This is a genomic window from Mycobacterium sp. NGS63, from assembly GCF_059812295.1.
Genome location: NZ_JCALCJ010000005.1, coordinates 108,439 through 120,825 on the forward strand (window position 1 = coordinate 108,439; position 12,387 = coordinate 120,825).

Annotated in this window: 11 protein-coding genes; all 11 read right to left on the reverse strand. The window is 69.6% G+C overall.

Annotated elements, in window-relative coordinates; translation table 11 throughout:
• Nucleotides 1-49: 49 nt before the first annotated feature.
• Nucleotides 50-1,300: an HNH endonuclease signature motif containing protein gene (locus tag AC5Y4Z_RS14550; protein ID WP_499965038.1), complete on the reverse strand. Its 1,251-nt coding sequence runs from the start codon at nucleotides 1,298-1,300 to the stop codon at nucleotides 50-52.
• Nucleotides 1,301-1,336: 36 nt separating this feature from the next.
• Nucleotides 1,337-3,187, reverse strand: a complete 1,851-nt coding sequence (eccA, locus tag AC5Y4Z_RS14555; RefSeq protein WP_499965040.1) for a type VII secretion AAA-ATPase EccA — start codon at nucleotides 3,185-3,187, stop codon at nucleotides 1,337-1,339.
• An 8-nt stretch (nucleotides 3,188-3,195) separates the two neighbouring features.
• Nucleotides 3,196-4,761, reverse strand: coding sequence for a type VII secretion protein EccE (eccE, locus tag AC5Y4Z_RS14560; RefSeq protein WP_499965041.1), 1,566 nt, complete (start codon nucleotides 4,759-4,761; stop codon nucleotides 3,196-3,198).
• Nucleotides 4,758-6,425 carry a type VII secretion-associated serine protease mycosin gene (gene mycP / locus AC5Y4Z_RS14565; RefSeq protein WP_499965043.1) on the reverse strand — a complete coding sequence of 556 codons (1,668 nt, stop codon included), beginning with the start codon at nucleotides 6,423-6,425 and terminating at the stop codon, nucleotides 4,758-4,760. The genes eccE and mycP overlap by 4 nt, the downstream gene beginning before the upstream one ends.
• Complete coding sequence (gene eccD / locus AC5Y4Z_RS14570; RefSeq protein WP_499965500.1) at nucleotides 6,410-7,936, reverse strand: type VII secretion integral membrane protein EccD; 1,527 nt, start codon at nucleotides 7,934-7,936, stop codon at nucleotides 6,410-6,412. Before eccD ends, mycP begins: the two co-directional genes overlap by 16 nt.
• A gap of 8 nt (nucleotides 7,937-7,944) precedes the next feature.
• Nucleotides 7,945-8,973 carry a MinD/ParA family ATP-binding protein gene (locus AC5Y4Z_RS14575; protein WP_499965045.1) on the reverse strand — a complete coding sequence of 343 codons (1,029 nt, stop codon included), beginning with the start codon at nucleotides 8,971-8,973 and terminating at the stop codon, nucleotides 7,945-7,947.
• A gap of 147 nt (nucleotides 8,974-9,120) precedes the next feature.
• Nucleotides 9,121-9,951 carry an ESX secretion-associated protein EspG gene (locus AC5Y4Z_RS14580; RefSeq protein ID WP_499965048.1) on the reverse strand — a complete coding sequence of 277 codons (831 nt, stop codon included), beginning with the start codon at nucleotides 9,949-9,951 and terminating at the stop codon, nucleotides 9,121-9,123.
• A gap of 116 nt (nucleotides 9,952-10,067) precedes the next feature.
• On the reverse strand, nucleotides 10,068-10,355 hold the full coding sequence (locus AC5Y4Z_RS14585) for a WXG100 family type VII secretion target (RefSeq protein WP_499965050.1): 288 nt from the start codon (nucleotides 10,353-10,355) through the stop codon (nucleotides 10,068-10,070).
• A 37-nt stretch (nucleotides 10,356-10,392) separates the two neighbouring features.
• The gene (locus AC5Y4Z_RS14590) at nucleotides 10,393-10,716 is read right to left on the reverse strand and encodes a WXG100 family type VII secretion target (RefSeq protein ID WP_499965052.1); all 324 of its coding nucleotides are present in this window, start codon (nucleotides 10,714-10,716) and stop codon (nucleotides 10,393-10,395) included.
• A 130-nt stretch (nucleotides 10,717-10,846) separates the two neighbouring features.
• The gene (locus AC5Y4Z_RS14595) at nucleotides 10,847-12,034 is read right to left on the reverse strand and encodes a PPE domain-containing protein (RefSeq protein ID WP_499965054.1); all 1,188 of its coding nucleotides are present in this window, start codon (nucleotides 12,032-12,034) and stop codon (nucleotides 10,847-10,849) included.
• A gap of 7 nt (nucleotides 12,035-12,041) precedes the next feature.
• Complete coding sequence (locus tag AC5Y4Z_RS14600; RefSeq protein WP_499965056.1) at nucleotides 12,042-12,341, reverse strand: PE domain-containing protein; 300 nt, start codon at nucleotides 12,339-12,341, stop codon at nucleotides 12,042-12,044.
• Nucleotides 12,342-12,387: the final 46 nt, after the last annotated feature.

Consider the following 12,387-nt stretch of genomic DNA (forward strand, 5'->3'; position numbering starts at 1 on the left):
GCGGGCTAGCAGTCCCGACGCCGGTAGTCATCGGCCCCGGCGCGCCGACTTAGTTTTTTGACGGTGGTGGTTGGGGCTGGAATGGCTCGTACCACCACCAGTCGGCGCGTTCGCCGGTTGGTCCGGGGCAGGGTGGGACCGCGGGCGGGGGTTGGGTCGCTGGGCGGGCAAGCGAGCCTGGGTGCAGCGCTCGCCCGTCGCTGTCGGTGACGGTGGGGTGGTGCGCGGGTCCGGTGATGGTGATGATGCCGCGATGGTGCAGCCGGTGGTGATACGGGCACACCAGCACGAGGTTGGCCAGCTCGGTCAGCCCGCCGTCTTCCCAGTGAATGATGTGGTGTGCGTGAAGTCCCCGGGTGGCCCCACAACCGGGAACCGCGCAGCTGGGGTGGCGGTGCTCGAGCGCACGACGAAGCCGGCGGCTGATCACCCGGGTCGCTCGACCGCAGCCGATGACCTCGCCGTCACGTTCGAACCAGGCCTCACAGGTGGCATCACACAACAGGTATCGGCGGTCGGCTTCCGACAGCAGCGGACCCAGATGCAGCGCAGCGAGTCGCTGCTTGACGTCGAAATGCATCACCACCGTGGTGTGCTGCCCGTGCGGGCGGCGCGCCACGTCGACATCCCAACCGGTCTCGACCAGGCGCATAAACGCATCGGCGGTAGTGGGCAACGGCGGCGCCGCATCCGGTGCGCGGTCGCCGCTGTCGCGATCGCGCTTCCACTCGGCGATCAGCGCATCCAGATGCGAGGCCAGCGCCGCGTCGAACTTCGCCGCATCAGGCGGCGCAAGCTTGATCCGCCAGCAACTGAAGTCCTCACCGGTGTGCTTGGTGATCGAGCGCTGCGGTTCGCGGCGAGGTTCGGATTCGGGTCGCGGTTCGAGCTTGACCGCGGTGCGCAGCTGGCTGACCGTGGCGACCGCGGCCAGCTGCGCGTAATGCTCATCGGATCCCCGCCCCGCCCGCGCCGCGATGACGCCCACCTGATCCAGCGACAGCCGGCCCTCCCGCAGGCCCGCCGCACAGCGCGGAAACTCCTCCAACCGGCCCGCCACCGTAGTGATCGTGTGGGCGTTGGCCGACGACGCACCCAGCTTCCATGCCACCAACGCCCCCACCGACCGAGCACCCGTCATCCCGCACAACTCGTCGCGCTCGATCTCGGCGGCGATCTCCACGATCCGTCCATCGATCGCATTGCGCTGACCGGCCAACTCCGCCAACTCCTCGAACAACACCTCAAGACGCTCTTTAGGAGTAACCTCCACGGCGTCAGCGGATGCGGTCGAAGACATAACCTCATCATCGCAGTCGGGTACGACAAGTCCGGGCTACCAGACGATCGCGGCCATGTCGCGGTTGTCCGAGCACACGCTGCGCACCGCGGCTTCGACGTCGGCGGCGGTGATGATCTGCAGGTCCTCCACGGTCACCGGCTGCCCCGAACGCTTTTGGGCCACCACCCGGGTGTCGCGGAATCCCTCGGCGCGCTCGACGACGTTACGAGCGAAGCGGCCGTTCTGCATGGCGTCGATGCCATGCCGTCCGCCCGGGGTGGTGTAGTTGCGGATCGTGGTGGCCGCATCCAGAAACGCCTCGCGCGCGCCGTCGTCGAGCAGGCTGGCCCGCGGTGCGGCGTAGCGGTGCCCGATCTCGACGATCTCGGCCGGTGAGTAGGACTCGAACCGCAGCTTGCGGTTGAACCGGCCGGCCAAACCCGGGTTGACGGTGAGGAATTCGTCCACCTGGTCCTCGTAGCCCGCCCCGATGAAACAGAAGTCGAACCGGTGGGCCTCCAGGGCGACCAGCAGCTGGTTGACCGCTTCCATGCCGATCATGTCCGGCGTGCCGTCCTGGTGGCGCTCGATCAGCGAGTAGAACTCGTCCATGAAAATGATTCGGCCCAGCGACTTTTCGATCAGCTCGTTGGTCTTGGGTCCCGACTCCCCGATGTAGTGGCCGCAGAAGTCGGAGCGGCGTACCTCGCGGATTTCGGGATGGCGCACGATCCCCATGCCCGCGTAGATCTTGCCCAGCGCCTCGGCGGTGGTCGTCTTACCGGTGCCCGGCGGCCCCACCAGCAGCATGTGGTTGGTCTGGCCCTCGACCGGCAGCCCGTGCTCGAGGCGCATCATGCGCACCTCGAGCTGGTCCTCCAGCGCCGACACCGCATCCTTGACCGCCGCCAGGCCGACCTGTTTGGCCAGCAGCCGGCGGCCCTCGGCCAGCAGCACGGCGCGCCGCTCGGCCGCGTCGTCGTCGTCGAGCTCGTCGCGGCTCTTGGCCGTGGCGGCGTCCCACTTGTCGGTGCGGGTGGCGATGGACTGTTCGTCGGTGACGACCAACTGCAGATTCGGGTCGGCCAGCGCGGCTTTGGCCGCGTCGATCAGGACCCCATTGATGGTGGCCTTGGACAACCAGATCTGTGCCCGGTCTTCCTCGCGTAGCTGGCGGTGCACCATGCCCCGCACGTACGCCAGGTCCGCGGCGAGCAGCGGGATGTCGGCCGGGCCGATCGAGGCCGTCAACACCTCGGCGCCGAACCGGCTCGACGAGGCGTTCTGCCCGATCACGTCGACGCGGTCCAGCCAGTCCAGCGCCACCCGGCCCTGCCCCAGGTGCGCGGCGGCGTGGGCGGCCAGCGCGCAGATCGACGCGGTCACCGCCGACATGATGATCGCCTGCGGCGGCAGCTCTTCGGCGGCCGTCAGCAACACGTCCGGCCAGCGCTGCGTCGCGTACATCAGAAACGCCCGGGCCAGCTGGTGCCACTGGTAGTTGCCCCACGAGTCGAGCAGCTCGCGGTTGGACAGCAGCTTGTCGGCCTCGTCGTATTCGCCGGCGATCGTCAGCGCCGACGACAGCGCCAGACCGACCTGGGACGCGTCGGTGACCGTGATGCCGATGTAGGGGCCCAGCTGCAGCTCGGCCGCCAGTGTGCGGCCGATCCGGGTGGTCTCGCGGTGCAGCCATTCGCGGTGATGGCTGAGCCTTTTCAGCGACGCCAGGTCGTTGTCGCCGCAGGCGACACGGCCCAGCCAGGCATCGGCCATCGACGGGTCGGCCTCGGTGGCGGCGACGAACTCCGGCAAGGCCGCCGCACGGCCCTGCCGATCCCTGATTGCCATGGCGCGGTCGAAATGCCTGCGCGCCGTGAGCAAGTCCCCCATGGTCTGCACCATCCTCGACGCTAAGTGGCGAACGACATCGCGACTGACTCAAGGTTGACATAGCGGTTCTCCGCCCGGAACAGGTCCATGTCAACCAGCCAACTTTGGCCCGCCGCAGTCACTTTCACCGTCGCGCCGCTGACCTGCTCGATGGCCACCTCGAACGTGTGCCCGTGCCCGTCGGGCAGGGCCGTGCCGGCCGGCGCGACGGTGATCACGGTGGCCGGCCGCGGCGCCGGCGAGACCGCGGTGGGGGCGTGCTCGACGACGCTGACGGTGGTGCGCGGCGAGGGACGCGACGTGCTGACGACGCTGACCACCGGCATGCGCACGCTGGCCCAGCGCTTCGGGTCGCGGGTGTGCACGCAGACCCGCTCGCCGGCGCCGGCGGTGCGGATCACGATCCGCTTGGCGATCGCATCGTCGCCCGCCACGAACACCCTCGACAGCTCGCCTGCGTCGGTGACCGGGATCATCAGCCGGTCGCCATTGCTGAGCTTGCCCACCAGCACGCCCGACGGCCCGATCTCGACGATCAGGTTCTGCGGCAACGGACTTCGGCGCAGCCCCCGCAGGTAGGGCCGGGGGCCGCACATGTTGGCCGCCGCCGCGGCCGCCTGCTCACCGTTGAGGCGGCGCAGGATCACGCTGGGCGGGCTCGGCGCCGGCGTGGGGGTGCGCACGGTGACCGTCGCCGTGCACATGCCATCCGGGAACACCGTCACGTTTTGGATGACCTCGTCGACGCGCAGCGTCCACGCCTGGGCGAGCACCTGGGAGCTGATCGCCTCGGCCGGATAGGCATACGTCGTCATCCATCCGGCCTCCCCGCGGATGGCCTTCCACTTCTGCATCGCGCCCGACACCGCATCCCAGCCGAGCCTGCGATCGAGCTCGCTCAGGTCGGTTGCCGTGGCCACCTTCGCGCGCAAGCCGTGGCACCGCAGCAGCCCGGCGATGCGCTGGGCCGCCGAAATGGCCGTCGCGCCAAGGGTTGTGCGCCAGCGCAACGCGGTGGTGTTGTCGATCGCCGGCAGCCGCAGAATCAGCCAAGTCTCACGCCGGCCCGCGTACGGTGGGGTGCCGATCTCGGCGTCGTACACCCGCGGATAGTCGCCGACGCTGCCGCAGCGCGACCCGAACGTGACGACGCTGATCGAGTCGAGCTGCAGGCCCAGCGGGTGCTGCAGCATCGGCACGAGTTCCGCCACGTCGATGACGTTCTCCGTCTCGACGCTCACCGAGCCCGTCACCGTGGTGGCCCGGTGTGCCCGGCCGAGCAGCTGCACCGCCACCACCGCCACGCCGTCCTGGACGCGCACCCCGCCGCCGGATCGGTTGCTGGCCACCGTGACCGGCTCGCTCCAGCTGATCGGCCGCCGGCCCCGCAGCGCCAGCACCGCCCACGACCACGCCGGCTGACCCCGCCACGGGACGAACACCACCGCCACGCCCACCACCACGGCGACGGCGGCGCCGATGTACCCGCCGAACGGCCAGCTCGCCAACGCGAGGAGGAACACCACCAGTATCCCGACCACCCGCCGATTGCTGGCCGCGCCGAATCCGGTCAGCCGCGACCTCATCGCGCTCTCCGCAACCGGGTCCCGACCGCCACCACCAGCACGCCGGCGACCACGGCGCCGAGGAAGCCGAGCGCGATGTTGCGCGCCCGGTGATCGGGCGGCGGCGGGGGTGCGGCCGGTTTGATCACCCGGGTCTGCGCTCCCGGGGGCAGCCGGTCGCCGGGCGGGATGTTGAACGTCAACGCCGCGACCGGGTCCACCAGGCCGTAGCCGACCTTGTTGTCGACGCCGGCCGGCGGGTTGTGCGCAGACTGCACGATCCGGTTGATCACCTGATGTGCGCTCAGCTCAGGGTATTTCGCGCGCACCAGTGCCGCGACGCCGCTCACGTAGGCCGCCGAGAAGCTGGTGCCCCAGAACGGCATGTTCTTCTCACCCGGCCGCGACGGCGGGTAGGCGTTGACCGGGCCGCCGCCCTGCGGCGACAGGCCCATGATGTGGGTCGCGGGACCGGCCACACCGACCCAGGGACCCGACATGCTCTTGTCGATCGGGGCGCCGGTGGCGTCGACTCCCCCCACCGACAGGACGTAGTCGGAGAACCACGACGGCGAGGAGATGACCTTGACCTGATGCCAGTCACGCGGGTCCGACGGGTCCAACGGGTCATACATCGGGTTGTTGTCGCAGCCGCCCTCCCCGTCGTTGCCGGCGGCGGCCACGATCACCGCATCCTTGGCGGTCGCCGCGTACCACAGCGCCGCACCGAGTGCCCGCTGGTCGGTGGACGACGCGGCCGGCAGGCAGGAGGTCACAGAAATGTTGATCACCTTCGCGCCCATGTTCGCCGCGTGAACGACGGCCCGGGCCAACGTGTTCAGCGTGCCGGCCTTGACCTTCTCGTCCGAGTTCGGGTCGGCCGGGGCGGGATTGACCTGTTCGAAGGCGCGTGAGGACTGCCGGATCGAGATGACGGTCGCGTGCGGGGCCACGCCCACCACCCCGTCGGGCGCCCCGGGCGGGGGCGGCGGCACCGCGGGTTCGTCCTCGGTCTGCGGGTCGGGCGGCCCGTTGGAGGGCGCCATCGCGCCGGCCTCCGGCGGCGGGGGCGGGGGTGGCGGCGGCGGGGGGACGAGGGTGATCGTCACCGGCGGCGGCGGGGGCGGGGGCGGTACGGGCGGCGGCAGCTCCACCGGGGGCAGCGGCGCCCCGGCGGCCGGCGGCGGCGCGGCGGGCGGGGGAAACGCCGGCGTGGCCGGGATCGGCCGCGGCATCGGCACCAGTCCCTGAGGCGCGGCGCCGATGATCGCGCCGACGACGGTGCCGTGGGCGTCGCAATCCGACAGCCCGTCCTCACCCATGATGTAGTCGCCGCCGGGCACGACCGGCAGCCGCGGGTTCGGGGTGATCCCGGTGTCGATGACCGCCACGGGCACCCCGTTGCCGGTGCTGTACTGCCAGGCCTGGCTGACGTTCAGCAGGTTGAAGCCGGGCGCCAGCTGCGACACGTCGGGGGTCTTCACGGTGATCGGCACCGAGCAGCTGTTGGCGCGGCGCATCGGTTGGTCCGAGCGCGGCGGCCCGTCCGGGGGCACCGCTCCCGGATCCACCTTAGGCGGTGAAATGGCTTGCGCGGCAGGGATGTTCCCCGCGAAAGCGACCAGGGTCAGGACTGCGACGACCGCGGCGGCCTTCGTGCACAGTGGTTTCAGTGACGCAGCCACGCGAACAGCCCTCCCAGCGCCGCGGCGGCCGGCAGCAACACGATGATGGCGATCACCTCGAGCCACTCCACGGTCAGCCGGATCAACGGCCGGAACCGCGTCGCCGGCACCAGAAGCGCTGCGGCCAAACCGAATGCGGCGAACGCCACCACCAGCGCCACCGGCCAGATCAGCCCGGTCTCGAGGCTCCTGGGTCCGGCCAGCGCGTACTTGACGATGCCGGCGCAGACCGCCGCACACGCCCCGCACACCAGCGCGACCGCCTGGTACTTGGCGGCGAACCCGCGGCCCTGCGTGATGAAGATCCCCACCACCAGGCCGGCCACCAACAGCGCCAGCCACGACCAGTGACGGCCCGGCGCCAGCACGCCCCACACCGCGACCGGCAGCACCATCGACACCCCGGCGCACAGGCCCACCTGGATGGCGTTGACCAACCGCGCCGACGCGGCGATCGCGGCGCCGCGGGCGGTGATGTCGGTGAGTTCGTCGTCCTCGTCCTCGGTTTCCTTCGCGGTCACCGGCGACACCGTGTCCACGGGCATGCCCTCGCGGCGCGCGAACAGGTCGCGGCCGGTGATGGATCCGAAGTGCGGCGGCCGCACCCGCGCCACCCACAGCGCGATCGTCGGCGCCATCCGCACCAGGACGAGCAGCCCGACCAACACGCACACCGACAGCACCTGCACCGACACCGGCCGGAACATCCGGGCCGCGGCCACCGCGGCGACGATCCCGCACACGGTAACGACCGCGGTCGCCGCGGCGGTCTGCCACCGCTTCCGCGTCGCCGCGCTGATCGCGATCGCGCCCAGGATCACCACTACGAGACCGATCAGCGCATGCGGCGCTCCCAACCGTCCGGGTGGGGCGCAGGCGCCGGCGACGGCGACCAAAAGCACGGTAAGCCAAGCGAATCCACTGAACATGTCGCGCCGATGCGACCAGCCCCGGAACACCACGATGGTCGCGATCGCCAGCAGCACACCCACCCCGCCGGCCACCAACGCCGGGATCAGGCTGTCGTTGGCGGCGCGTTCCCGCAGGGTCAGTCCCACCACCACACCGACGGCCATGGCCGCGATCACGATAGCGGTGTGGGCTGCGGTCAGCGCCGACACCGGTGCGAACATCCGATCCCCGCCGTCGCGGCCCAGCCACTTGCCCATGGCCGCCAGCGCCGTGGACAGCGACTCGTATTGCGGCTCAAAGGAATCGCCGTCGACGCGAGGCACCAGCACCAGCGTGTCGCCGTCCTGGACCCCGAGTTCGTCGAGGCTCTTGTTGATGTCCAGGCGCACCCCGTTGACCTTGTGCAGCTCGTAGCTGCCCGGCGGCAGGGCGACCCCGTCGAAACCCTTGCGCTTCAGGTCGTCGCTGAGCAGCTCGACCATGCCCTCGAAGAAACCCTCCACCGGTGTCCCCGCCGGAAACACCTGGGAGCACAGGTGTTTGTCGTAGGAGACGTTGACTGCACAACGCGCCGGGAAAGCGACCTTGTGCGGCTGCAACCGCTCGGTCACTGCTGCGCCCTCTCAGCGCCTGCCTCGGGCACGTATTTGTCGGCCAGCCCCGCGGTGATCTCGAACAGCCGCAGCCGCGACTTCTTCTTCAGCTCGTGGACGGTGTCGATGATGCCGCCCTTCGCCAGGTGCGGATCGAACGGCATCACCTCGACGGTCGCCCCGACCTTGGTGAATCGCTCGGTCAGATAGGCCAGCGCGTCCTTGTCGGCCGCGCTGTCGGTGTGGTTGATGATCACCGTGCTGTGCGACACCAGCTCGTGATAGCCCTGCGCGCTGAGGAAGTCGATGGCGCGCAGCACCGGCCGGGACCGGTCGGCGGTGATCCCCGAGACGAACACCAGGGTGTCGGTGTTGTCCAGGACGGTCTTCATGACGGGGTGCTCGAGGTCGGGGGCCGTGTCGACCACCATGACGTTGTGGGTGCGCCGCAACCGCGCCAGCACCCCGGCGAACATCGCCGGGACCAGCGGCCGGGGCTGGTCGGACGTACGGTTGCCCGCGAGCACGTCGAGCCCAACGACGTTCTGCCCCAGGTGTTCCCGGATGTCGGCGTAGCCCTGCACGTCGGTGTCGTTGATGATGGCGGTGTAGTCGCCGGGCGGGGACTCGTCGATCCGGTCGGACAGCGTGCCGAAGCCCGGGACGGCGTCGATGGCGATCACGTTGGTCGGCCGGCATTCCCGGAACACGCCGCCGATGCACGCGGCCATCGTCGACACGCCGACACCGCCCTTGCCCGACACCAGGGTGATCACAAATTGCCGACGGATATGCCGACGGATGCGTTCCTTTAATTCGCGATAATGGCGTTCGCCCGGCGATTCTCCGAGGTTTATCTTGTGGAACGAAATGTTGTAAATGAATTTACGCCATCCCGAGCCCGGCGGAATTTTTCGAGGGGCGGCTAAATCGGTAATACGCATCGTGTCCGATACCGAATCCCGGTGGCGCACCGCTGGCGGATCCCCCCGCCCAAGCCTCTCTTCGTCGAACATATTGGGGTCATTCCACGAGGTCGTCACGACCGTCGATGCTAACACGATTCGCGATACGCCGTTTACGCGATCAATGCCGGATCAAACCCGCTCAAACCGCGAAGTGCATTAGCAGCGCGACCAGCTTTGCTATTACCAAGATTGGTTGTAACGGCGCCGCTTTGGTGCTTTCGCTCAGACCACGCGTCGGTAGGAGTACCACTCCTCGCCCGCGGGCAGGCTCTGGATGAGCCGCTGCACCGCTGCGGCGATGTCGCTGCGGGATCCCGGTGCGAGGACCTGGTAACGACGCCCGCCCGACATCACGCCTTCCACGCACAGCCGACCGGCGGCGGTGTCGACGACGGCCACCGCCGACTGCCCGATCGCCAGGCGGGCCGTCTTCTCCGGGCCGACCCCGGCCTGCAGCGCCACGATGGCGGCGGACGCCGAACGGGCCGGGTCGGCGGCCATGGTCAGGATGTGCAGCTGGTCGACGTCCAAACTCTGCTTGAGCAGAAACGATTTCAGGCTGGCGGCGTCGTGCACGGACTCCTGCAGCTCGGCGGTGTCCACGGTGACCGGCCGCAGCGGCGCCGCCTCGGCGACACCGCACAGCCGCTCGACCTGGCCCACCACGAGCTCGGTGGCCGTGCCCGAGTCGCCGGCGGTGCCGGCCGGATAGAGGCGCACCAGCTCACCGTGGCGCTCCAGGACCACCCACCAGGTGGCGAACCGGCAGATGGCCGCGCGCGTCGGGTCGCGGCCCGGCACGTTGATGTGCAGGAGTAACCCGAGGTCGCGCCGAAAGAGCACGGTCAGCCACTCGCGGATCATCGGGTCGGCGTTTCCGGCCTCGTCGAGCGCACCGCACGCTTTGAGTTCGTCGACCACCGGGTGGCGCAGCGCAAACTCCGGGGTTTCCAGCCGCGGCAGCAGCGGCCGCAAACCCAGCTCGGGGCACAGCTGCTCCACGCCGGTCACCGCCTGCAACACCCACAGGCCGTCGAGCGTCGTTGTCAGCACGGAAGATTCACCTCAGCCAGCTTGCATACCAAAGGTGGGGCGATGCGGATGCCGGCGGCGCCCCACCTTTGCCTCACCCGCCGTCGGTCACCAATGGCGCCGTCGGGCAGGCGATTTCAGAACAGGCGGCGGATGTGCTCGTCGGTGGCCATCGCGCCGTCGAGCACGTTGCCGGTCGTCTTGCCGTGCTGGCGCACCGTGTCGATGAGGCCCTGCAGGCCCGAGAGCATCTGGTACTGGGCGTCGAAGAATCCGGCCGCGCCGTGACCGGCGAAGAACTCCTGAAGCGAGTTGGTCTTGTTCGCAACGTCGGCGTGGATGGCGTCGAGCTGGCCGGCGCGCGATCCGACGTCGGCCGCGAAGTCGGCAACGGGGCCGGGGTTGTAAGCGATGGGACCGGTCATGATGACTTCCTTCCTGGAAAGCTAACTGGGCTGGTGATTAGGTGACGTTGTGGGCGGTGCCGCCGAACAGGGCACGAAATGCGTGCTGCGAGTCGGCCTCGTGGCCTTCCATCAGCGCCGCGGCCTGCTTGAGGCCCTCGGCCAGGCGGGTGCCGCCCGTCAGGACCTTGTTGAGGTCGTTCGAAACTTCCATGGCCGTCACGTGCGAGGCGACGACCGCGTCACCCGACCAGGTCGAAGGGTTCATCACGTTTTCCTGGTTCGCCAGGTAGCCCTGGCCGATCGCGATCGCATGCTCCATGTGCGCCTGGATCGCGTCGCTCATGCTTCGTAGCACGTTGGCGTCTACAACAATTGACACGGTTGACTTCTCCTTCTGCGGTTAGGCGTTTTCTCTATTCGATTTGATTGTTCCCGCTGGTTTCTCGGGGGATCGTCGAAGTGTATGGCGGCTATTCAGATGTGTCGATTCACCCTTTGAGCAGGCCTTTTCAGACTCTTTCGTCGACGACGCGCACGGTTGCCGGCTGCTCGGACTTCTTGTCGGACCCACCGTGCCCGCCGGCCGCGGCGCCCACCGGCATGCCGCCGACGCCCGTGCCGGCCGGCGTCGTCGTAGTGGGGGACCGCAGCGCTTCGGCCCCCAGCGCCCCGCTGGGTCGCAGCCCCACCGGGCGCCCGCCACTGCCGGGCTCGAACGCGCTGACCGGGCGGGTGAAGGTGGACGCGGGCACGCCGCCGCCGAGCGATGCCCCGCCGCCGCCGCCGCCGACCGCTCCCGGCGCGGCGGAAACCGCGCTGACCGCGGTGGCCGGTGTGCCGGCGCCTGCCAGCCCGGCGCCGGGGCTGGCGAACATGCCGCACATCATCGACTGCATCGGCTGCATCGCGCTCATCGGCGCCTGCATCAGCTGCGCGGGGGCCTGCATCGCCTGCGGGACCGCGCCCAGCAACGACTGCACCGGCTCCATGAAGCTGTTCAGGCCACCCATTCCCTGGCCCCCCGACGCTGCCCGGCCGGCGCCCGACGTGCCGGTCTGCGCGCCCTGAAAAGCGGTGCGCATCCCGTCGCCGGCCGCGGCGTCACCCGCCGCCTGGCCGATCGCGGAGGCAGCCTCGGCCGGCGCGGCCGGTGAGGCCCCCATGGTCGCCAATGGCGGTGGGATGGCCAGGCTTTCGGCCAGCACGGCGAGCGCGGCGCCATACGTGGCTCCCCGCAGGGAGTTGTTGTTCCACATCACCTCGAAGTACTCGACATTCAGCTCGGCGATGCGCGGCGTCAAGGTCCACAGGACGCTCGGATTGGCGATGTTGTCGGCCGCCTCTTCGGTACGGTTGGCGGTGCACACCGGCGCCGGGACCATGCCGGAATTGGCCATCTCATACGCCGAGATCGCGGCGGCGACCACTCCCGGCTTGACGTCCACCCAGCCGGCCAGTCCGTGCAGCGACGCATTGAGGGCGGTGACGCTCGCGGCGGACCCCAGCGACCCGCCGCCCAGCCAGCTTGCCGAGGTCACGGCGGTGTTGATCATCGACGCGCTGGCCGAAGCGTGATGACTGGCGCCCACCGCGGTCCAGGCCGTTTGGTTGGCCAGCATCGTGGCCACCCCGGTGCCCGTCTTGAGCAGCAGGTCGTTCGCTTCGGGTGGACGCGCCGCCCACCCTGGGTCAGGCATAAGCGGCTTACAGCCCGAGCGTCAGGCTGCGCGCCGCCTCGGTGGCGGTGTAGACGCACGCCGAAATGCTCTGCGTTCCGGCGAACAGCCCGCGCTGCACGGCGTGCTCCTGGACGACGCCGAGGTAGGCGCCCCCGCATGCGTTCAGGGCCGCGGCGAACAAGGCGGAGTCAGGATCATTTCCCATCGGCAAAGCGCCGAGCAGCGCCGGCGCGGCCGCCGCGGCCGATGACTCGACTTCTGCGCTGATCGCCGATTCCGCGCCGGCTGAGCCCAGGACAGCCTCGGGCTGAACGGTAAACGACATATTTCCCTCCGAACGTTCTCGCAGTCCCACCGCTGCGAATGATGGG